We start from the raw sequence: 21238 nt of genomic DNA, 5'->3' as shown, positions 1-21238 counted from the left end.
ACATATATGAACACCATTTTAAGATATTATATACTCACTCTAAGTTTATTAGTAGCTAATACTTGGCTTGCTAAGGCACAACACACCATTTGGTCTGCTGAGCTAGCTCCTGTAACTGAGAGTGGGTATTATAACATAGCTTTAGCCCAACCTCTTATTAGCGGAACACAGAATGACTATGCTGATATGCGTATTTATAATACCTCGGGGACGAAGACAGAGACACCTTTCTTTATTAGAGCAATTACGCCTACTACAGAGGAAACTAAGCTAATAGACTACCCGATACAAAGCATTACTAAAGAAAAAGGATTAAATCGCTTTAAAATAGAAAACAACACCTTACAGAATATTAAAGATCTGTATGTTACTGTTAATCGTACAGAACTTAATATCTCTGCTATAGTACGTGCTAGTCACGATAATAAAACTTGGTTTAACATCAAGCCTAAATCGCCGGTGAACTACTATGATGCAAAAGACAGAACTCAGGCTACACTGTTTATACAATTCGCTTTAGGCAACTATAAATACTATGAAATAGAACTATATAATGATAACAAAGAAACACTTGATATACTTAAAGTAAATACTGTTATCAGCACTCAGGTATATGGGCAGTTCGAAGAAGTGAGCTTAGGAAAATTTAAAGCGACAACGGATCAGAAGAACCGCAACACAGTCATTACTTTTCCTCAGCAACGTACGCCTTTGATATTGAGTAAACTTATCTTTTCTATCGATACGAAAATGGAGTATCACAGAAATGCTACACTAATAGATAGTATTAAAAATGTAAGTAAGCACTTTACGTTAACATCGAACCAAGAGAAAACACTAATACTAAATAGCTTTCCTAATTACAACGCTGCTATTGTAATAAGCAATGCGGATAATCCACCCTTACAGATAACAGAGATTAAGGGGTTCGCTATAAAACGATATGCTTGTGCTTACTTAGAAGCAGGGACAACATACAGCCTATCTGTCGGTGATCCTGCTCTCAAAAAGCCCAACTACGATATTATCTATTTTAAAGACAAGATACAAGATGATCTACCAACTATAGAGACATTAAACATCACAAAGACTTCACTTAGTCCCGCTGTCTCTAAAGCAAATAATACAGACAAGCCCAAATCTAATAAAGAAGAAACAAAACAAGATAAAGAAAGTCTACAAAATATCTTGTGGATTGTACTTATAGTAATAGGCTTATTTATAGCGCTACTGTGTTATAAGTCCTTTCAGAAGATGGAGAAAGACCAATAAATAAAGTGATTTAATAAGTAAAGCTACCCTTATCAGGTAGCTTTACTTATTAAATTAAATAGCTCAAGATAAAATAGTCTTATATATTATGGGCTATTCTCCATAATACACCTGATGGATCAATAAGGACAAAGTCTCTCATTAGCCACTCCCGATCCTCCACTGCTGTTATTTGCCCTCCATATTTTGAGACCAACTTAAGATCCTCTATATGTGTATGCCAATCATCAGCATTCTCCACTTGTAAATGAAGCATTAAATTCTCAGCTGCTTCTTGATTATAAAAGTTTTGCAAAAAGAACTTCTCTGTACCCAAAGATAATAAGCACAGTTCTTCACTTTGCCATAGAATCCTAAAGCCTAGAGCTGTATAGAATGCAATAGACACTTCAAAGTCTTTACAGGGTACAAATGGTTTTAACTCTACGACGGATAGATTAAGCGCTTGGTTGTTCATCGATATCTGATTAATACATTATTACTCTACCAAAAATAACAAAAGCTACCCTTTTGAGGTAGCTTTCTATGTATAAATTCTAACGTTATTATTGTTTAGTAAACTCTTCGATTACTCCATCTACGTCTAATTTCAATGTTTTACCATCTACTATTTCGAATTTGAAGATACTAACCTTCGCTGTAGAAGGGTCGTTATTTACAACCTCACTTTCAAATACCAATGTATTATCTACTACTTTCCACTTGGTAAACATCATTGCAGGGTCTTCAACCGCCACAAGAGTACTATCAGCTTTAAGTTCGAATCCTTGTAACAACTCAGGTTTTGCACCGTTAGGTTGTGTCCACGTACCTACTAACTCAGCATTAGTATTAACTACAGGAGCAGCTTGTTCTGTTACAGTTTCTGTTGTAGTAGTCTCTTCTACTACAGGAGCTTCAGTTTGATTTTTACATGAAGCGAAAGCAATAGCTACAAAGGCTAAAGCGAATACAGTTTGTTTCATTTGTAATTCTAAATCTTTACTAGATTATTTCTTTGTAAATGTGTCTTTTAATTCCCCATTTACAAGGTTAAGAGTAGCACCATCTACTACTTGGAATTGATATGATACAGTATCTACACTAGATGTACCATTACCAATACTCTCTTGCGCTAAGAATAACTTATCACCTTCTACCCACCACTTGTTTGTTTTTAAAGTAGCCATATTGATAGAGGCAGCAGTACCGTCCTCTTTTAATTCGAACCCTTGTACTTCCTTGTCATTAATAGGATTTGGTTGAGTCCATGATCCTACTAATACCTTAGTATCTACAGGTGTTACAGGTTGTTCTACTACTTCTGTTGTAGTTGTTTCTTCAGTCACAGGAGTTTCTTTTTGGTCCTTACATGAAGCGAAAGTGATAGCCATAAATGCAATAGCTAAAGTCATTTTTGTTAATTTCATAGCTGATAAAATGTTTTCTTTTGATGGATCAAATGTATATCAGTAGAGTGTGAAAATTTTATTTTAAGAATAATTTAACCAAGCTTATAACAAACATAAATACAGTTAATTACAAATAAACTTTTCTACTATAATTCGTTTTTTAGTTAAATAATAACAAGAGGCTTTTCAAAATATTCTTACAAAGTCTTACAACTATAAAAAAGAATAATACAACTATGCTAAAATAGCAATAAACCACACCTCTCTAAAACCAAAAAGCCCTAATAACATCTATTGTTATTAGGGCTTTTTAAATATCTTACTATAACTTCATTTTATAATCTGTAAAGACTTTACCGGTCATAATCTTATTTAGCTTCGTAGAGATAAGCTTCTTTGTTAAAGAGCTTAGACGGTCTGTAAATAACACTCCTCTTGTATGATCATACTCATGCTGAATAATACGTGCCGTAGTTCCGTAAAACGTCTTTGTATGAGGTTTAAAGTCTCGATCTAAATACTCTATAGTAATAGACCATGGACGAGTCACTCGTTTAAATATATCAGGAATACTCAGACATCCTTCTAATTCATCCCAAGTCTCATCAGACTTACCGATGATACGCGCATTAATAAACGTCTCACGCATTCCCATATCTCCATCTACGAAGTTAGTTTTGCGTTCATCATCCTCAGCATTCTCATACATCACTATACTATCCACAACGAATAATTGTTTTACCTCTCCTATTTGTGGAGCTGCTAACCCACATCCATAGGCTCCTTCCATTGTCTCCCACATACTATCTATAAGAGTACTTAACTCTGCTGTGTTTTTCTCTATAGGCTCACAATCAACGGTAAGCTTCTTATTACCGTATGCTAATATTGCTAATTTCATTATTGTCTTATTTGACTACAAAAGTCGCTATAAGTTAGAAAACTCACAATAAACTCAGGCTAAATAATTTACAATACCTCAACGTTATTAAATAAACCTATTAACCAACAGTATTGCTATAAATTATATCATAGCAAAAGAGACCACTCCACCTGCTATAATTCATAGCATAATACCTTAACACTCTTGGACTGTAATTATTTTATATTACTTTTACATCAGTAAGAATCTAATTTTTAAAAAAATGAGTGCAGATAAAGAAGCAAAATTAAAAGCGTTACAACTTACACTTGATAAGTTAGACAAAACTTATGGTAAAGGAACTGTGATGAAGTTAGGTGATACAGCAGTAGAAGAAGTAGAGGTTATCTCTTCTGGTTCTCTTGGTATTGACCTTGCGTTAGGTGTAGGAGGGTTTCCTAGAGGAAGAATCATAGAGATCTATGGTCCTGAATCATCTGGTAAAACGACTTTAACGTTACACGCTATTGCAGAAGCTCAAAAAGCAGGTGGTATTGCTGCCTTCATTGATGCGGAGCACGCGTTTGACCGTTTTTATGCACAAAAATTAGGTGTAGATATTGATAATTTAATTATATCTCAACCAGACAATGGTGAGCAAGCTTTAGAGATTGCTGAGAACTTAATCCGTTCTGGTGCTATCGACTTAGTAGTTATTGACTCTGTTGCTGCCTTGACTCCTAAGAGTGAGATCGAAGGGGAAATGGGTGACTCTAAAATGGGACTTCACGCTCGTTTAATGTCTCAAGCATTGAGAAAACTTACTTCTACAATTAGTAAAACAAACTGTACTGTGTTCTTCATTAACCAACTTCGTGATAAGATTGGTGTTATGTTTGGTAACCCTGAGACAACTACTGGTGGTAACGCATTGAAGTTCTATGCTTCTGTTCGTTTAGATATCCGTAGATCAACTCAAATCAAAGATGGTGAGAACGTAATCGGCAACAGAACGAAAGTGAAGATCGTTAAGAATAAAGTAGCTCCTCCTTTCCGTACTGCAGAGTTTGACATTATGTATGGTGAGGGTATCTCTAAAGTAGGTGAAGTATTAGATATGGCTGTTGACTATGAAATCGTAAAGAAAAGCGGTTCTTGGTTCAGCTACGGTGATACTAAACTAGGGCAAGGACGTGATGCTGTTAAATCAGTGATCAAAGACAACCCTGAGTTAATGGAAGAACTTGAACAACTTATCAAGGAAGTCATTAAGTCTAAAGAAGCATAATATATTCTATCCTTATACGTAGCCCTCTAATAACGAAAGTTGTTAGGGGGCTTTTTATTTGAACAATGCCTAACTTCACACAAATATAAAAGCCATCATAATAGCAACTATTGCCATAATCACCAAATAGAACCAAAAACCTTGTCTATCTACAGTATTCTCTTCTTTAACAGTATTAAAGAAACAATACCTAACCCCTAAAATAATCACGTAAACCAATGTGTAGATTACAAAAGTGATAAGTCCAAAAAAAGGTATCAGAAAAACACCCTTACCATCTGCCAAGATAAATAAACATACTAAAACAAGTAGAACAGGTAAACTACTAAATACTCCTCTAATAACAACTCTTCTCTGCATACAATACTTACTAAAAAATCATTAGTTTAATAAGCTATACTTAACTACCTCAAAATAGCCATCAACACTTCAAAATAACCATGAATACTCCAAAGCATGTCACTACAGAAAGCATAAAACTCAGTGTCCCAGCTTTCAGTTCATTTCGATCAGTAACTCCTTGTAGTTGAATATATGTTATAATCAACAAAGACACTACATAAAATATCAGAAATCCAAAACACCAATATATTACCTCCCACCCATTGTCCCTCGCACTAAAAAGTAATAACCCTAACACACCAAAGATGGTATAAAGCATATACTTTATTATTCCTGCTCTTATAACTTTATATTTATCCATAAACATTACGCTACTAAATCAAAACGTTAAAACCACTCTTTTAGTATATCCTCAACACCAACGCCTTTTATATAAAACTCTATTCTTACTAGCCAACCTAAGCAGAATGCTTTATTTTTGTACTATATAAAAACACGAAACAATACAATGAGATTACGATTATTAGCATTGCTGCTAACCATTACAACTTTAATTAGTTGTGATGACCCTTTTAAGAGACACGACTTCTATCTTTCTAACCCTACTGATAAGGAGATTTCAGTATCTATAGATGATAATAAATATACACTAGCTCCTAATACTTTCGAAGTATTAAAGCTAGATAATGGAAACCACGAATTAGAATACAACGGTCAAAAAAATAAGTTTAACGTATTAAAACAAAACACTGGGGGTATCATTAACCCAACCTTAGAACCTCACTACATCTACTCTATGGTGTACGCAACAGAGGGTAACTTTGACAAATTTGGTTCTACTAATAGAGAAGTTAATATCGACGGAGTGACGTATACTGATAATATCAAATCTACTAATGCACTGTTTATAGACAACAACCTTTATAGATGCACCTATTATCTAGGAGAAGAATATCCTGAAGAACTAACTACGAGCAACAAAAATGCAGTAGGTAACTTCTATAATAAATTCTTTACTAAAGGAGAGTTTGTAGCGTTCTACGATGAAGATATGCCTGCAGAACACAAAGGATATCACGCACAAAATAAAGAAGCTAATGGCGAGTGCACGATCACTGAACCCAATACTGTAGAATTAAAACTACCAGCTATAGATAACCAAGAAATGCTTAACTCATATAAGAAAGAGATGGAACTACTAGCTGAGTTCCGCACTTCCACTGATGCAAGCAAACAAAAGGATATCCAAAAAGAATTATTTGACCTGGCGATGAGTCGCTCGAAAATAGACATCAATTACAACACATATACTACTGAACAAAACCAATCTATGAACGACTTTGTTCTTGCGAGTGGTAGAATATCAGGAGCTGGAATCATTGCCCTTTAATACCCATAAACCATATATAACTAAAAAAGCGGTGAAGTACTCTGTACCTCATCGCTTTTTGCTTTATCCTTAAATCTACAGATAACGTTTAAACGAGAATGAATTTTACAAAGCAGAGCAAGATTAGTGATTAAAGCACACTATAGTGTGGTTTATGAGCTAATTGAAGCTATGTAAAGTAAAATACATTCACAGTAAACGATAGAGTAGCTTTAAGGATTCCCTTTTTTATACTCCTCCTCCCAAGCCAAAACTGGCTCATAAAGTAGGTCAAATGTACTATCTTTTAACTCTTTCCTATCAGCCATAGTCAATCCTGTAGTCTCTATAGGCTCATAGATCCTCACAGGCACTACTCCTGGATGTCCTATCCCCCAGACGAAAGGAAAATAATGTCTCAGTCGCCCGAATGCTAACGGCACTATAGGTATTTGATGATCTATCGCTAATCTATATGCCCCGTCTTTAAAGGTATCTAAGATGATACTTCTATCGTCTGTCACTCCTCCTTCTGGAAATATACAAATACTAAGTCCTCTACTTAGACGCTCTTGCGCACTGTCAAAAACTCGTTTTTTACTTGCAGCATCTTTTCTATCTACTAAAATACACGTGCGCTTATAGAAATATCCAAATACTGGTATCTTCGCTAACTCTGCCTTTCCAACGAATACAAACGGATTATCCTTTACTAAGATCAACATCATCATAACATCTAACATCGACGTGTGATTAGCAATAAACATATAGCTTCTGCCCTTCTCCAAGGGATGCTCTTCTTCGATATGATACCTCATCCCTATCCCATAAAAAGTAAGAATAGCCCATATACGCGCTACTTTAAAGAACGCAGGATAGGTCTTCTCTGATTGTATTGTAAACAACAGTACAGGAGACAAAATCAAAATCACAATTACCATCCACAAATAAAACCACAACCGCCAAAGTGAACTAAAAAACACGCGTATTACTTTCATCATACTGACTTCTATACTTTCTTTTATTAACTTCAAAAATACACAATTATAACGCCTAATAAGCATATTACCTATAAAAACAAGGCAACTAAAATCTAATTCCCTTATCTTTGTTCTTTTAAATTAATTAATATCACGCAATGGCTAAAATTCTAACAGGAGTTCAGAGTACAGGAACTCCACACTTAGGAAATCTTTTAGGTGCTATTCTACCAGCAGTAGAAATGGCGAACAAAAAAGAAAATGAGTCTTTTATATTTATTGCGAACTTGCACTCTGCAACGCAAATTAAAGACGCTAAAACTTTACAAGAAAACACCTATAGCGTTGCGGCTACTTGGCTTGCTTGTGGTATAGACATTAGTCACGTAACTTTTTACCGCCAGTCAGATGTACCGCAAACAACTGAACTTACTTGGTACCTTAGTTGCTTCTTCCCATTCCAACGTCTTACTTTAGCGCATTCATTTAAGGATAAAGCTGATGTGTTAGCTGATGTTAATGCGGGTTTATTCTCTTATCCGATGTTGATGGCTGCAGATATATTACTATATGATGCAGAATTCGTACCTGTAGGAAAAGACCAATTACAGCACTTAGAAATCACTCGTGATGTAGCGTCTCGTTTTAACCACCAGATGGGTGAAACATTCGTATTACCTGAAGCAAAAATCCAAGAGGATGTAATGGTAGTACCTGGTACGGACGGAAACAAGATGAGTAAGTCTAGACACAATACGATCAACATATTCCAAACGGATAAAGTATTGAGAAAAGAAGTGATGAGTATAGAGACAGATAGTACACCACTAGAAGAACCTAAGAACCCTGATACTTGTAACGTATTCACTATGTATAAACTACTTGCTACTCCAGAACAAACAGAGCAGCTTAGAGCTAAATACTTAGGAGGAAACTACGGTTACGGGCACGCAAAACAAGAATTATACGAACTTATCGTGGAGAAATTTAAAGATATCCGCGAGAAGTACGAATACTATATCAATAACTTAGAAGAAGTAGATCGTCTATTGGGTATCGGAGCTGACAAAGCTTCTGTTATCGCTACAAGAACATTAAATAAAGTAAGAGAAAAACTAGGATACGGTACGAAGTAATCGATTTTCCTATTTTCATCAAATAGAAAAGCCTCATACAGTTGTATGGGGCTTTTTACATATCCTTCTTTATCGAACCAACTCAAAATACTTCCCTGGCAATGGCCTCACCACCCCTAGCATCTCTAAATTAAGCAATACACTACTGACTTTATAAATCGGAAGTGAACAACTTAACGCTATCATATCTAACAATTCTCGCTCACACTTTTGTAGACATTCCACGATTAACTCCTCATCTGGACTCAAGTCTAAAAATAACTGTGGTTGAATGACCTTAGGCGATTTTACAGCACTATCCCAATTCAGTGTTTCTATAATATCACTCGCTGAAGTCAACAGTTGCGCTCTATTCTTCTTGATGATTTGATTGCATCCAGCACTCATAAGATCACCTACTCTACCAGGTACGGCAAACACATCTCTGTTATAATCATTAGCAAATGTCACTGTAGTCATAGACCCTCCTTTTATAGCGCTTTCGACTACTATCGTCGCTTGAGACATCCCTGCTACGATGCGATTGCGCTGGATAAAGTTCTCCCTATCTACTTTGCTATTAATCCAAAACTCCGAAATACATCCACCTCCATTATCCACTATTCTCTTAGCGACAGAAGTATGCGCATCAGGATAAATGCGATTTAGCCCGTGTCCCAACACAGCATACGTATCTAACCCACTATCAAGAGCGGCTAGATGCGCAGTCACATCTACTCCATACGCTAGCCCACTAACAATAATAGGGTTATATGCCTTAAGATCCTTGATTAACTCTGTACAAATAGCGACCCCTTGTTTACTTGGATTACGCGTTCCGATAAAGCTTAAAATCTTTCTACCAGAGAAGTTGAACGAAGATGAAGTACTAAAGAATAACAGCGGACTATCCACACACTCTTTTAATAACGCTGGATAATCAGCACACTGATAGGTATAACATGACAAACCATATTTGGCTATATTCTTCAACTCAGATTCTGCTCTATGCATCACATCTACTTGTTGGAGATTCTTATACAGCGTATGGCCAATCCGATGCACCGCATTTATCTCCTTCTCTTTAGCCAAAAAGACCTCCTTAGCCGACCCAAAATATTCTATTAATCGCTTAGCCGTGATTGGACCAACACTAGTTGTGGTCTGTAATGCCAACATATAAAACAAACTTTCTTCTTCCATATAAAAAACCAATTGCTTATCAGTATAACTATTTGTATCTTCACCGTATAGCCACAAAAACCTATCCAATTAAGCAGTTTTACACGATTTTCTACTAAAACTTTTTTAGGGTTAACTCACTTAAATTAAAAAACTTAAGAGTTATCAAAAATAATTGTGAATATTTTTTTGATTGAGCTATTGTTTAATGTAATTTTGTCCTTATGAAGATCGAAAAATACATATCAGCGTTACTTTATAGATACCAGTGTGTGATCATACCAGGTTTCGGAGCATTATTATCAGAGATTAAGTCATCTTACTACAGTGAGGAGAAGCAGTGTTTCTTCCCACCGCAGAAGAGTCTTTCATTCAATGTTAATATCAAACATAATGATGGGTTACTAGCTAACCATATCGCTGTATCCGAGAACATCACTTATGATGAAGCTGTTCTTCTTATTGCTGAAGATATTAAGCAATGGAACTACGAACTGAGTAATGTATCTAGACTAGAACTAGCTAATGTAGGTGTATTCAATACCAATAGTGAGGGTAGCTTAGTATTCGAACCTGTATCTAATAGTAACTACTTAACGACATCTTTCGGTCTGTCTACAGTAACTGCTAATATGATCACTCGTACGCCTATCGTCCCTATTATAGAGACAGTAGCAGTACCTGTAGCAAAGAAAAACAAAGCATTTACTTATTTAAAGTATGCCGCTGTCGTAGCTATATTCGTTAGCACAGCTAGTGTATTAGTAAACCACGGGTATGAAGCTTACTTAAATGATCAATCATATATCGTAGAGAAAAACGTACAGTCTAAAGTACAAGACAAGATACAACAAGCAACTTTCATCATAGAACCTGCTGCTACGACTATCTCTATCCCAGTGAAAGAAGAAGTAATAGAAGAAGCTCCTGTAGTGAATAACACTCCTTACCACATCATCGCGTGTGCTTTTAGAGCAGAACGTACTTCTGAAGCTGAAGCGCTGAAGCTAAGAAAAAAAGGATTTGAGAATGCTGTAGCCTTACCTCGAACTAAATATGGTGTTTATCCTGTATCTTACGGAGGTTATACAACACAAACTCAAGCACAAACTGAAATGAGAAAAATCCACAATACGATTAATATCGACGCTTGGATTTTAGTACAATAAATAGTTAAACATTAGTCCCGAACCTTAAAAGTTCGGGATTTTTTGTTTAATGTCTCTATATTTGCCAAAAACATTCACAATGGAAGGAAAACTAGCATCTGAATCAGCAACTTTAATGACTGATTTAGTACTACCGGGAGAGACTAACCCTCTAAACAATATGTTCGGTGGAGAGCTTTTGGCTCGTATGGACAGAGCTGCTGGTATCGCTGCCAGAAGACATTCACGTAGAGTGTGTGTTACAGCATCAGTTAACCACGTAGCTTTTAATAGACCTATTCCACTAGGTAGTGTAGTAACAGTAGAAGCAAAGATATCTCGCTCATTTAATTCATCTATGGAGGTATATTTAGATGTTTGGATAGAGGATAGAGAATCAGGAACTAAGAAGAAAGCAAACGAAGCTATCTATACATTCGTAGCAGTGGATGACACAGGACACCCTGTTTCTATACCTGAATTAATCCCAGAAACTGACTTAGAAAAAGAAAGATATGTGGGTGCTTTAAGACGTAAACAATTGAGTTTAGTCATAGCTGGTAAAATGAAACCTGCTGATGCAACAGAGCTTAAAGCTCTATTTAACGATTAATACATTATGAAGAAATTATTATCACTATTAGTAGTAGCGTTCTTCGCCTTACAGACAGCTAATGTGTTTGCGTGGGGTACTACAGGACACAGAGTAGTTGCTGAATTAGCTGAGAGAAACCTTAGCAAAAAAGCAAAGAAACAACTTAAAGAAATCATCGGAGATCAACAATTAGCATATTGGGCGAACTGGCCTGATTTCTTAAAGTCTGACCCAACTTGGAAATTCTCAGATAGCTGGCATTATATCAACTTGCCTGGGAATCTAGACAGAGCTGCTTTTGACAAAGAATTAGCCAACACTACAGATGCTAATTTATATAAAAGAGCACTTATCTTAATCGAAGAATTAAAAGATAAGAACCTTCCATTAGCGAAGAAACAAGAGAACTTATACTTCCTAATTCACATTATCGGTGATGCTCACCAACCATTACACATCGGTAGAGCAGAAGACTTAGGTGGAAATAGAGTGAAATTAGAATGGTTTAAAAAACCAACTAACCTACACAGTATTTGGGATTCATCTCTAATTGATTTTGACAAATATAGCTATACAGAATATGCTACTGTACTAGATGTACATGGTAAGGCTTATAACCAAAAGCTAACAGCTGGTACACTAGAAGACTGGTTGTTTGATTCATACACGATGGCTAACAAAATCTATGATAGCGTACAGCCAGAAGAATCTCTTAGCTACCGTTATCATTTTGATCAAAAAGACACTATCGAAGCACAATTGCTAAAAGGTGGATTAAGACTTGCTGAAGTGTTAAACGACATCTTCAAATAATCTAATTTTTATCACATATATCAAAGGGAAAGTACACTGTGCTTTCCCTTTTTTCATTCCCTTAATCAACATCCCCCTCCTATCCCAACCCATTGGCATTTTTCTTAAATAAACTCATTTCACCAATCCCAACCCATTGACATTCCTTTTAAAACAACACTTTTCACCAATATCAACCCATTGGTATTTTTCTTAAAACAATTTATAGTAGTTTGAAGCTATAAATTCAACTTCAAAACAAAAAATAGCAACAAAGATTACTACCTGCTACACCCTATTTTTTTTATTTCATTTTTTAAATATCTTCCGCAAAACAACTATAAAAAGCAAAATAGTCTACCTATGGAACTATCTCTTTAGGGCTATACCCTTTATATATTTCCATAAAGTGGCTAAAAGGCGTTTTTTTATCATTTTTTTTATACACAAAATATAATTAATTATCAGATTTTTAGTAATATAATAAAAATAACACTTGAAAGACTAATATCAAAAACACAGCTTAACGCTAGTAATCACAGGCACTATTTGCCTTTACTAGGACAATTCTTGGACAATTCTTGGAGAATACTAGGACAATACTTGGGTAATAAGACCTTATGCCCAACAATACTCCTCTTATTCTTCTGTCATTCTTCAGCTAAAGGTCATTCAATATAAATATAGTTTCTAGTCAACGCAGTTGTATTTGAGTTCTAAACAAATAATATCTTCATCTGATATACACATCCCTTAAAAAACCATAGAAACTCCCATTTAAGCAATGAATGAATAGAAAAGACACAAATAGTACTTCCCGCTAAAAAAAGGCTACAATAGTCCTTAAACCCAGAATTAGCGTTAGCCAAATACTACAAAGCAATTCTACTTTATAACTCTTTCATTAGTTTCTCAATCATACTATAGTATGCTTTTGTCACTAATTCAGACCTATTTTGTATAATTACTTTTCGTTTATCGGCCTATCACTTATTCTGGGTTAAACAAGAACACTCGATTAGGTAAATAAAAAAAGAGGATACACTATTCTATATTAGAATAATGTATCCTCTTTGCTATTATTAAATCCATAAAAAAAGCGAAATACTGTGTACTCCGCTTTATTATATTATCTGCTATAACTTGATCTCGATGAAGATGAAGAAGATGAGCTACCGCTGCTTCCTCTGCTATATCCAGAACCTCCTGAAGAACTACTTCCACTACTGTAACTAGACCTCGATGAAGAAGAGCTACTACTCGGATAAGAAGAACTACTAGATGATCTGCCATAAGAACTGCTAGAGCTACTTGGAGTATATGAACTACCTGAGCTATAACCCGATCTTGAATATGACGAGTTATTTGAACTGTTATTAGAGCTACTCGGAGTATATGAGCTACCTGAACTATAACCCGATCTTGAATATGACGAATTATTTGAGCTGTTGTTAGAACTACTTGGCGTCGTAGAACTACCAGTGCTATAACTAGATCTTGAATAAGATGAATTATTCGACGAAGAGTTCCCTGAATTACTTCCTCTGCTATAACTGCTACCTGAGTTACTACTAGATGATGAACCATCACCAGTATAGCTACCTCTAGAGTAACTGCTTCTACTCGATCCACTTGTATTATTATCTCTGCTATAAGACGAATTACTGTTGTCGCTCGTGCTATTTCCTCTGCTATAGCTACTGCGAGAACTGTTATCAGTATATGCAGCGCGACCATTAGTAGAACTAGAATAACTATCACGCGAATAACTACTGCGCGAGCTAGTATTACCTCTTGAACTAGTTAGATCATTGCGGTTATAGAAACTATCTTCACCATATCTCGTTCTGAAAGATTGGTTCGGGTTTTGGCGTTCATAATAGTCTTGTGCTACATCGTAATGCATACGTTGAGCCCTTGTACTATAACGATTATTAGAATAATAATAGTTGTTATAGTGATTAATCTGAATGTTAACGTGACTCATATAACGGTCTGTAGCATAAGGAGAATAACCATAGTAATAATCAGGGTAATAATTCCATCCCCAAGAAGAATAATACGGTCTATAATTATTAGTCCAAAATAGCGTAAACATAGGCGGTCTACTTATATATACTGGCTCATAAATATAATTAGGCCCATATAAATATGAATTTCCTACTACTTGCATTAGCACTACATTCTGTCTGCTATCTTTCTCTAATTCAATAGTTGCAACATCTTGGAATAAATCTTTTCCTAACACAGCTTGTATCACCACAAGGTGTGTTCTCCCCTCCACTAATTCCACAACTCGTAGATAATCTACATACCCATCTCTATTCAGATCAAGGTTATTAATGCGTAGATTAGGATCATTTAACCTAAACTCAAAGTCTGCAAGATCTTTAGATTCTCCGAAGATTGAAGCTACTGCCTGAAGGTCTAAGTTGTCGCTAATGTCATAGCTATTAGCGGTTACGACTGCCCGCTGTCCAAAACTTAGTGTAGTGAATAGCGTCAGAAGTATAAGTGATATATAATGTATTTTTTTCATTTCAATTAATTGTAAGAGGTTATCTGTCTTTTATAATGGCAATAAACGTACCATAACAATCTATAGCAAGGTACTGAAAAACAAGAAGTAAAACATTCACGATATCATAAAAAACGCAAATGTTTTCATAATATTTGTTCATTTAGGGGTATTGATAACAAATTAATAAACAGTTATTTACTGTATATTCTCATTTAGTCTGACAATTTTATTAATTTTGTAGTATAATATAAGTTTATATGATTGAAAGAGAAGAAATAAATTTTGAACGTTCTGTAATTGTAGGAATCATTACACAAAATCAAGATGAGTCGAAGCTTAAAGAGTATCTAGATGAGCTAGAGTTTTTGACATTTACAGCAGGAGGAGAAGTATATAAGCGCTTTACACAAAAAATGGATAAGCCAAATCCTAAGACCTTCGTAGGTACAGGGAAAATGGAAGAAATCCATAGTTACATTGTAGAGAACGATATTCATACGGTAATATTCGATGATGAGTTGACACCAGCTCAACAAAAAAATATTTCTAGAGAATTAGATTGTAAGGTATTAGACCGTACGAACTTAATCCTAGATATCTTCGCTCAAAGAGCACAGACTTCATACGCACGTACGCAAGTGGAGTTAGCACAGTTCCAATATTTACTACCTAGACTATCAGGTATGTGGACTCACTTAGAGAGACAGCGTGGAGGTATCGGTATGAGAGGACCAGGAGAGACAGAGATCGAAACGGATAGACGTATCGTACGTGACCGTATCACTCTACTTAGAGAGAAACTAAAGGTTATCGATAAACAGATGGCTTCTCAACGTGGAAATCGCGGTGCAATGGTACGTGTGGCGCTAGTAGGGTATACTAACGTAGGTAAATCTACCCTGATGAATGCTGTAGGTAAGAGTGAAGTATTCGTTGAGAATAAACTATTCGCAACGCTAGATACTACAGTGCGCAAGATCGTAATCGGTAACTTGCCATTCTTATTATCAGATACGGTAGGATTTATCCGCAAGCTACCTACTCAATTAGTTGAGTCATTTAAAAGTACACTTGATGAGGTGAGAGAGGCAGATTTACTATTACACGTAGTGGATATCTCACATCACGATTTTGAAGAGCATATCGAATCTGTAAATGAGATCCTAAAGGATATCAAGAGTAACGACAAGCCAACAATTATGGTCTTTAATAAGATCGATGCTTATAAAGCAGAGACTATAGAAGAAGATGATTTAATGACAGAGCGTACTTCTAAACACTACACAATAGAAGAGTGGAAGAAAACGTGGATGAGTAAAGTGGGAGAAGATAACACCATATTTATCTCTGCTACAGAGAAGGAAAACTTCGAAGAATTTAGAAAGAAAATATACGAGACGGTACGTCAAATACACGTTACGCGCTTCCCGTATAACAACTTTCTGTTCCCCGATTATGAACACTTAATGGAGCCTTCGGAAGAAGAATAGAATATTTGTTCATAAAATAAATTAACAAAATAACTGTATGTAATAATATTTTTCTATTTTTACAGTATTGCTAAAAAGCTGATTATATGTATCTATCAATGAATAATAATTTCTCTAATAATAATTTGAATCGTATCTACGACTCGAAGAGGAATCCTATTGGCATTGATTTAAGTTAATTATATATTATTTCATTATCCGTTTAAAGGCTCCTCTCTGAGGAGCCTTTTTTTATTTTAAAACATTTTCAAAAACAAAAAATCATGAGCAAAAAAGAAATTTTACAGACAGAAAAATCCATCGCTTTAGTGAAAGCACAATTCTCTAAAAGCCTATGTGATGCACTTAACTTATTCCCTATTTCATCACCAATGATCGTAAATGAGGGGACTGGTATTAACGATGATTTAAACGGGATAGAGCGTCCAGTATCATTTCCTGTAAAATTTCTAAATAACAATCGTGGCGTAGTAGTTCACTCTTTGGCAAAATGGAAAAGAATCAGACTACAAGAACTAGAATTAGATGCTCATGAAGGGATTCTAACGGATATGAAAGCATTGCGTCCTGATGAGGACAGTAGTCCTATCCACTCTATTTATGTTGATCAATGGGATTGGGAATTAAGAATAGAAAAAACAGATAGAACACTTAGTTATTTAAAAAATATAGTACGTCAAATCTACCAAGCCTTATTAGATACAGAAGAACAAGTGTACAAAGATCAAGGGATAGAACCTATCCTGCCTAAAAAGCTGTCTTTTATTCACTCTGAGCAATTATTACAGCTATACCCTACTCTATCTCCAAAAGAAAGAGAACACGCCATAGCGAAGGATTATGGAGCTGTATTTATCATCGGTATCGGAGGTAAACTATCGAATGGTGAGGCACATGATAGCAGATCTGCTGATTATGATGACTGGACTACACCTACAGAAGAAGGATATAAGGGTTTAAACGGGGATTTATTAGTATGGAACCCTGTGCATGAGAAGTCTCTAGAACTATCTTCAATGGGAATAAGAGTAGATAAAGATGCTTTAGAACATCAATTAGATTTAGCTGGTGCATCAGATAAGAAAACACTGTTATATCACAGCTTATTACTAGCGGAAAAGCTACCGCTATGCATCGGTGGTGGATTAGGACAATCAAGAATTTGTATGTTCCTATTGCGCAAAAGACACATCGGTGAAGTACAGGCAAGTATCTGGCCTGAAGATGTAAGAAAGCAAACAGAATTAGAAGGAATCAATCTATTATAAAAAGCAAAAGCTCGGTGAAATCACCGAGCTTTTGCTTTTTATATATTTGGCACTAATTAGAAATTATAATTAACTCCTACACCAACCATTTCTCTAATTTGGAAACCTTGGAATGCAAGATCATCATAGATAGTTTGGAAAGTGAAGTTAGTAGAAAGATATTTGTTAATCTTCATTACTATATTCAATTGGTAATCTACAACTACGTTCTCAGGTTTCTTTAAGTAGTTAGAATATAAGTTTAAGATATTCTCAACAGATACATTCTCCATAACGTCGAATTTGTAGTATCCATTAATAGACATCCCCAGTTGGTACTTCATTGATTTACCTTGTTCAACACCGAAAGCATCACCAAACTCAGTGAAGTGATTATGAACGAATATTAAACGAGAAGTAGCAGGTGCAATATTCACTTTTAAATTATCGCTCTTCTTCCATAACATACCAGGACCTACTTGTAAGTAAGCTGGAGACATGAAGTGAGAATTTTTAAATCCTTTCTTATCAATTCCTGTATCAAACTGTGTTTTAAAGTTCAAGAAAGCAGAGTAAAACCAGTTACCTTGAGCTTTCTTACCAACTATTGAGTTGAACTCAAATCTATCATCTGTTTTCTTTTGATCTTGTCCTTGTAACTTTGTAAGACCATAACTAGCTATTACTTTGTTATCCCAGTTCCAATCACCTTCTTTGTAATTGAAATCATAATTTACTTTTACGTTTCCTGAGACGTTGTTATCTCCACCAGCTTGCCAGTTAGAAAAACTAGACTGATTCAATAAAAAAGTAAAGTTACCTGTCTTCGTCCATGGGCTAGCCATTTCTGCTGTTGCAGTAGCTTCAGTTTCCTGAGCTTGAGCAGAATACACCGCTAATACACTAAATAATCCTACAATTAGTTTCTTCATAATGTTAAAATTTTAAGCAAAAATAATAACAATAAGTTAAAATCACAAAAAATGAACTACTTTTTAATTGACTTTTTATAAACAGGTACTGCTGAGCACGCTTCTCCGAACATCACTGATCGCGCGTGGTTCATCACTAATTGGGTTGCTAAAACATATGCTTCTTCAGGTATTTCCTTCTTAGAACAACCTTTAATAATAACCGGTAAATCCGCATATTGAGAATAGTCCAATGAAAATAACAACTCTTGGTAGATAGACTTCTCTAAGTGAGCTCTATCTCCTAAGAAAATACGCTTCGCTACAGGCTGTAAATGACTCGTCAATAACATATAAGCCCATCCTGGCAAGATAGCATCAGTCGAACAAAAAAGTCCCACATAAGCATCTTGGTAAACAGTCCAATCAACTTCTTTAAGAGCAGCTCTAAAGTCTTTCTCTCTCAGAACAAAACCTTCATATAACCACTGTGCGATATCTATATCCATACGTGGATTAGTAGGATATATATCTTCTAGATCAAAAACTTTTAAAGCACTATTAGCTACCTTATTTACGATTTCTCCTTCCATAATTACAGCATACCAAGCTCTAACTGAGCTTCCTCACTCATTAAATCCTTTGTCCATGAAGGATCAAAAGTCAACTCTATCTCCACACCTTTAACGTTGTCTATAGAGCGCACCTTCTCTTCTACTTCCATTGGCAATGTCTCAGCCACAGGACAGTTAGGAGACGTTAGTGTCATCAATATTTTCACATCATGACTCTCGTTTACGAATACATCATAAATAAGTCCTAACTCATATATATCAACTGGAATCTCAGGGTCATAAATAGTCTTAAGTACTTTAACTATGTTCTCTCCTAATTGTTGTACATCTATTTCTTCCATACTATTATTTTTTATTCTTGCTTTGCTTGATAAGCTAAAGCATACATTTTAATTTGTTTAATCATCGAAACTAGACCATTAGCTCTAGTTGGAGATAAATGCTCCTTAAGACCGATCTCGTCTATAAAAGCCATATCTGCATTCAAAATATCTTCAGCTTTCTGTCCTGAGAATACACGAATCAAAATAGCAATAATCCCTTTCGTTAGAATAGCATCACTATTCGCTGTAAAGAATATTTTATCCCCTTCTAATTCTGCATATAACCAAACTTGCGATTGACATCCCTTAATTAGGTTTTGTTCTACCTGATACTGAGGATCAATTAGAGGAAGTGACTTCCCTAATTCTATAATATATTCATAACGTTGCATCCAATCGTCGAACATTGAAAAATCATCAACTATCTCATCTTGAATTTCTTTAATTGTCATATCGTTATAATTTTATTTAATTATGATAACATCATTTGAGCTTTCTTCACTGCCTCTACTAACACATCTATTTCTTCTTTTGTATTATAGAAAGCAAAAGAAGCTCTGATTGTACCTGGTATTCCGAAGAAATCCATAATCGGTTGAGTACAATGATGACCTGTACGTACTGCTACACCAAGTTTATCTACAATAACTCCAACATCATAAGGGTGTATTCCCTCTAGATTAAAAGAGATTACGGATGTCTTCTCTTTCGCTGTACCGTATATCTTAAGCCCTTCGATCTCAAGTAAACGCTTCGTTCCATACTCTAACAACTCATGCTCATAGGCTTCAATATTCTCAAACCCTAACTCATTTAAGTAATCTAAAGCAACTCCTAATACAATACCACCAGCGATATTCGGAGTACCAGCTTCAAACTTGTGAGGTAAACATGCATACGTAGTTTTCTCAAACGTAACTGTTTTGATCATCTCTCCCCCACCTTGATAAGGAGGTAATTTATTCAACCATTCTTCCTTACCATAAAGGATACCTGTTCCTGTAGGCCCGCATACCTTATGTCCAGAGAATACATAAAAATCACAGTCTAAATCCTGAACATCAGGTCTAACGTGTGGAGTAGCTTGTGCCCCATCTATTAGAACAGCTGCTCCTACTTTATGTGCTTTCTCGATAATCTCTTTAATAGGATTGATTGTTCCTAATGCATTCGAAATATGGTTTACAGCAACTATTTTAGTATTTGATGTCAATAATCTATCAAACTCTTCCATAATTAACTCTCCCTCAAGATTCATAGGAATCACTTTAAGAGTCGCGCCTGAACGCTCACATGCGAACTGCCAAGGCACAATATTAGAGTGGTGCTCTAACGCCGAAATAAGTATTTCATCACCCGCTTTTAACAACGAACCAAAACCACTTGCTACAAGGTTAATACCAAAAGTAGTACCTGCGGTAAACAACACTTCATAATCATGCTTAGCATTAAGATGAGCTTGTATCTTTTTACGAGATTCTTCATACGCATCAGTTGCCAATTGGCTTAGTGTATGTACCCCTCTATGTATGTTTGCGTTGATAGTTTCGTAGTAATGAATAATAGCATCCTCTACCACTTTAGGTTTCTGTGCAGTAGCAGCATTGTCAAAATAAACTAACGGTTTCCCATTTACTGATTGAGTAAGGATAGGAAAATCCTTACGTATCGCCTTTATATCTAACATATTACTTTTCATTTAATTAAAAATCCTTTATTCGCTCTAACACTTATAAAATTTAGTAGCAAAGATAAGCATTACTATACTTTGGCCTACTAAATAATTATTTAAAATTAATCTAAATATGTTTTGTATCACATAAAAAACATTCTAT

The 21238-nt window shown here is 35.4% G+C and carries 22 protein-coding genes; 9 read left to right on the top strand and 13 right to left on the bottom strand.

Going from position 1 to position 21238, the window contains the following annotated elements; all coding sequences use genetic code 11:
• Nucleotides 1–6: 6 nt before the first annotated feature.
• Nucleotides 7–1272 (top strand): hypothetical protein, encoded by a 1266-nt coding sequence (locus CF599_RS04245; RefSeq protein ID WP_121964801.1) that lies wholly within the window; start codon nucleotides 7–9, stop codon nucleotides 1270–1272.
• A 79-nt stretch (nucleotides 1273–1351) separates the two neighbouring features.
• Here CF599_RS04245 and CF599_RS04240 read toward each other — a convergent pair whose 3' ends face one another.
• The 4 genes from CF599_RS04240 to def form a co-directional block, all read right to left on the bottom strand.
• The gene (locus CF599_RS04240) at nucleotides 1352–1729 is read right to left on the bottom strand and encodes a VOC family protein (protein WP_121964800.1); all 378 of its coding nucleotides are present in this window, start codon (nucleotides 1727–1729) and stop codon (nucleotides 1352–1354) included.
• 88 nt (nucleotides 1730–1817) lie between these two features.
• Nucleotides 1818–2237 (bottom strand): lipocalin family protein, encoded by a 420-nt coding sequence (locus CF599_RS04235; protein WP_121964799.1) that lies wholly within the window; start codon nucleotides 2235–2237, stop codon nucleotides 1818–1820.
• Between the two features lie 24 nt (nucleotides 2238–2261).
• On the bottom strand, nucleotides 2262–2681 hold the full coding sequence (locus CF599_RS04230; RefSeq protein WP_121964798.1) for a lipocalin family protein: 420 nt from the start codon (nucleotides 2679–2681) through the stop codon (nucleotides 2262–2264).
• Between the two features lie 304 nt (nucleotides 2682–2985).
• Nucleotides 2986–3564, bottom strand: a complete 579-nt coding sequence (gene def, locus CF599_RS04225) for a peptide deformylase (protein ID WP_121964797.1) — start codon at nucleotides 3562–3564, stop codon at nucleotides 2986–2988.
• A 244-nt stretch (nucleotides 3565–3808) separates the two neighbouring features.
• Between def and recA the strand changes: the two genes are divergently transcribed.
• A complete protein-coding gene (gene recA, locus CF599_RS04220) occupies nucleotides 3809–4813 on the top strand; it encodes a recombinase RecA (protein ID WP_121964796.1) in 1005 nt (334 codons plus the stop codon).
• A gap of 75 nt (nucleotides 4814–4888) precedes the next feature.
• Here recA and CF599_RS04215 read toward each other — a convergent pair whose 3' ends face one another.
• A complete protein-coding gene (locus CF599_RS04215) occupies nucleotides 4889–5173 on the bottom strand; it encodes a hypothetical protein (protein WP_121964795.1) in 285 nt (94 codons plus the stop codon).
• Between the two features lie 490 nt (nucleotides 5174–5663).
• On the opposite strand from CF599_RS04215, the gene CF599_RS04205 reads away from it, so the two are divergent.
• On the top strand, nucleotides 5664–6545 hold the full coding sequence (locus CF599_RS04205; protein WP_121964793.1) for a hypothetical protein: 882 nt from the start codon (nucleotides 5664–5666) through the stop codon (nucleotides 6543–6545).
• A gap of 212 nt (nucleotides 6546–6757) precedes the next feature.
• Here the strand turns inward: CF599_RS04205 and CF599_RS04200 are convergent, their stop codons facing one another.
• A complete protein-coding gene (locus CF599_RS04200; RefSeq protein ID WP_121964792.1) occupies nucleotides 6758–7525 on the bottom strand; it encodes a 1-acyl-sn-glycerol-3-phosphate acyltransferase in 768 nt (255 codons plus the stop codon).
• Between the two features lie 137 nt (nucleotides 7526–7662).
• On the opposite strand from CF599_RS04200, the gene trpS reads away from it, so the two are divergent.
• On the top strand, nucleotides 7663–8640 hold the full coding sequence (gene trpS, locus CF599_RS04195) for a tryptophan--tRNA ligase (protein WP_121964791.1): 978 nt from the start codon (nucleotides 7663–7665) through the stop codon (nucleotides 8638–8640).
• Between the two features lie 69 nt (nucleotides 8641–8709).
• Here trpS and CF599_RS04190 read toward each other — a convergent pair whose 3' ends face one another.
• The gene (locus CF599_RS04190) at nucleotides 8710–9798 is read right to left on the bottom strand and encodes a DNA-processing protein DprA (RefSeq protein ID WP_121964869.1); all 1089 of its coding nucleotides are present in this window, start codon (nucleotides 9796–9798) and stop codon (nucleotides 8710–8712) included.
• Between the two features lie 227 nt (nucleotides 9799–10025).
• Here CF599_RS04190 and CF599_RS04185 point away from each other — a divergent pair, with 227 nt between their 5' ends.
• The 3 genes from CF599_RS04185 (at nucleotide 10026) to CF599_RS04175 (ending at nucleotide 12357) form a co-directional block, all read left to right on the top strand.
• Complete coding sequence (locus CF599_RS04185; RefSeq protein ID WP_121964790.1) at nucleotides 10026–10970, top strand: SPOR domain-containing protein; 945 nt, start codon at nucleotides 10026–10028, stop codon at nucleotides 10968–10970.
• Between the two features lie 79 nt (nucleotides 10971–11049).
• Entirely contained in the window at nucleotides 11050–11562 is a 513-nt protein-coding gene (locus CF599_RS04180; protein ID WP_121964789.1) for an acyl-CoA thioesterase, read from the top strand.
• Nucleotides 11563–11568: 6 nt separating this feature from the next.
• On the top strand, nucleotides 11569–12357 hold the full coding sequence (locus CF599_RS04175) for a S1/P1 nuclease (RefSeq protein ID WP_121964788.1): 789 nt from the start codon (nucleotides 11569–11571) through the stop codon (nucleotides 12355–12357).
• Nucleotides 12358–13465: 1108 nt separating this feature from the next.
• Here the strand turns inward: CF599_RS04175 and CF599_RS04170 are convergent.
• Nucleotides 13466–14875 carry a hypothetical protein gene (locus CF599_RS04170; protein ID WP_121964787.1) on the bottom strand — a complete coding sequence of 470 codons (1410 nt, stop codon included), beginning with the start codon at nucleotides 14873–14875 and terminating at the stop codon, nucleotides 13466–13468.
• Nucleotides 14876–15114: 239 nt separating this feature from the next.
• On the opposite strand from CF599_RS04170, the gene hflX reads away from it, so the two are divergent.
• Both hflX and asnA read left to right on the top strand, forming a co-directional pair.
• Nucleotides 15115–16347 (top strand): GTPase HflX, encoded by a 1233-nt coding sequence (gene hflX, locus CF599_RS04165; RefSeq protein WP_121964786.1) that lies wholly within the window; start codon nucleotides 15115–15117, stop codon nucleotides 16345–16347.
• A gap of 263 nt (nucleotides 16348–16610) precedes the next feature.
• A complete protein-coding gene (gene asnA / locus CF599_RS04160; RefSeq protein WP_121964785.1) occupies nucleotides 16611–17615 on the top strand; it encodes an aspartate--ammonia ligase in 1005 nt (334 codons plus the stop codon).
• Between the two features lie 56 nt (nucleotides 17616–17671).
• Here asnA and CF599_RS04155 read toward each other — a convergent pair whose 3' ends face one another.
• Genes CF599_RS04155 through CF599_RS04135 form a run of 5 tightly spaced genes read right to left on the bottom strand, consistent with a single transcriptional unit; the run spans nucleotide 17672 to nucleotide 21090 of the window.
• Nucleotides 17672–18526, bottom strand: coding sequence for a DUF3078 domain-containing protein (locus CF599_RS04155; RefSeq protein ID WP_121964784.1), 855 nt, complete (start codon nucleotides 18524–18526; stop codon nucleotides 17672–17674).
• Nucleotides 18527–18582: 56 nt separating this feature from the next.
• A complete protein-coding gene (locus CF599_RS04150) occupies nucleotides 18583–19098 on the bottom strand; it encodes a DUF2480 family protein (protein WP_121964783.1) in 516 nt (171 codons plus the stop codon).
• 2 nt (nucleotides 19099–19100) lie between these two features.
• Complete coding sequence (locus tag CF599_RS04145) at nucleotides 19101–19421, bottom strand: iron-sulfur cluster assembly protein (RefSeq protein ID WP_121964782.1); 321 nt, start codon at nucleotides 19419–19421, stop codon at nucleotides 19101–19103.
• An 11-nt stretch (nucleotides 19422–19432) separates the two neighbouring features.
• On the bottom strand, nucleotides 19433–19855 hold the full coding sequence (locus CF599_RS04140) for a SufE family protein (protein WP_121964781.1): 423 nt from the start codon (nucleotides 19853–19855) through the stop codon (nucleotides 19433–19435).
• 20 nt (nucleotides 19856–19875) lie between these two features.
• Nucleotides 19876–21090 (bottom strand): aminotransferase class V-fold PLP-dependent enzyme, encoded by a 1215-nt coding sequence (locus tag CF599_RS04135; RefSeq protein ID WP_121964868.1) that lies wholly within the window; start codon nucleotides 21088–21090, stop codon nucleotides 19876–19878.
• Nucleotides 21091–21238: the final 148 nt, after the last annotated feature.

This window comes from Myroides sp. N17-2 (genome assembly GCF_002286775.1).
In the GTDB taxonomy this organism is placed as follows: domain Bacteria; phylum Bacteroidota; class Bacteroidia; order Flavobacteriales; family Flavobacteriaceae; genus Flavobacterium.
The sequence above is the reverse complement of the archived record's forward strand: the minus strand, read 5'-3'. Positions and strand labels throughout refer to the sequence as shown.

Coding starts and splice junctions, on each gene's coding strand:
- CF599_RS04245 (WP_121964801.1), top strand. CDS start 7: ATGAACACCATTTTAAGATATTATATACTCACTCTAAGTTTATTAGTA.
- CF599_RS04240 (WP_121964800.1), bottom strand. CDS start 1,729: ATGAACAACCAAGCGCTTAATCTATCCGTCGTAGAGTTAAAACCATTT.
- CF599_RS04235 (WP_121964799.1), bottom strand. CDS start 2,237: ATGAAACAAACTGTATTCGCTTTAGCCTTTGTAGCTATTGCTTTCGCT.
- CF599_RS04230 (WP_121964798.1), bottom strand. CDS start 2,681: ATGAAATTAACAAAAATGACTTTAGCTATTGCATTTATGGCTATCACT.
- def (WP_121964797.1), bottom strand. CDS start 3,564: ATGAAATTAGCAATATTAGCATACGGTAATAAGAAGCTTACCGTTGAT.
- recA (WP_121964796.1), top strand. CDS start 3,809: ATGAGTGCAGATAAAGAAGCAAAATTAAAAGCGTTACAACTTACACTT.
- CF599_RS04215 (WP_121964795.1), bottom strand. CDS start 5,173: ATGCAGAGAAGAGTTGTTATTAGAGGAGTATTTAGTAGTTTACCTGTT.
- CF599_RS04205 (WP_121964793.1), top strand. CDS start 5,664: ATGAGATTACGATTATTAGCATTGCTGCTAACCATTACAACTTTAATT.
- CF599_RS04200 (WP_121964792.1), bottom strand. CDS start 7,525: ATGATGAAAGTAATACGCGTGTTTTTTAGTTCACTTTGGCGGTTGTGG.
- trpS (WP_121964791.1), top strand. CDS start 7,663: ATGGCTAAAATTCTAACAGGAGTTCAGAGTACAGGAACTCCACACTTA.
- CF599_RS04190 (WP_121964869.1), bottom strand. CDS start 9,798: ATGTTGGCATTACAGACCACAACTAGTGTTGGTCCAATCACGGCTAAG.
- CF599_RS04185 (WP_121964790.1), top strand. CDS start 10,026: ATGAAGATCGAAAAATACATATCAGCGTTACTTTATAGATACCAGTGT.
- CF599_RS04180 (WP_121964789.1), top strand. CDS start 11,050: ATGGAAGGAAAACTAGCATCTGAATCAGCAACTTTAATGACTGATTTA.
- CF599_RS04175 (WP_121964788.1), top strand. CDS start 11,569: ATGAAGAAATTATTATCACTATTAGTAGTAGCGTTCTTCGCCTTACAG.
- CF599_RS04170 (WP_121964787.1), bottom strand. CDS start 14,875: ATGAAAAAAATACATTATATATCACTTATACTTCTGACGCTATTCACT.
- hflX (WP_121964786.1), top strand. CDS start 15,115: ATGATTGAAAGAGAAGAAATAAATTTTGAACGTTCTGTAATTGTAGGA.
- asnA (WP_121964785.1), top strand. CDS start 16,611: ATGAGCAAAAAAGAAATTTTACAGACAGAAAAATCCATCGCTTTAGTG.
- CF599_RS04155 (WP_121964784.1), bottom strand. CDS start 18,526: ATGAAGAAACTAATTGTAGGATTATTTAGTGTATTAGCGGTGTATTCT.
- CF599_RS04150 (WP_121964783.1), bottom strand. CDS start 19,098: ATGGAAGGAGAAATCGTAAATAAGGTAGCTAATAGTGCTTTAAAAGTT.
- CF599_RS04145 (WP_121964782.1), bottom strand. CDS start 19,421: ATGGAAGAAATAGATGTACAACAATTAGGAGAGAACATAGTTAAAGTA.
- CF599_RS04140 (WP_121964781.1), bottom strand. CDS start 19,855: ATGACAATTAAAGAAATTCAAGATGAGATAGTTGATGATTTTTCAATG.
- CF599_RS04135 (WP_121964868.1), bottom strand. CDS start 21,090: ATGTTAGATATAAAGGCGATACGTAAGGATTTTCCTATCCTTACTCAA.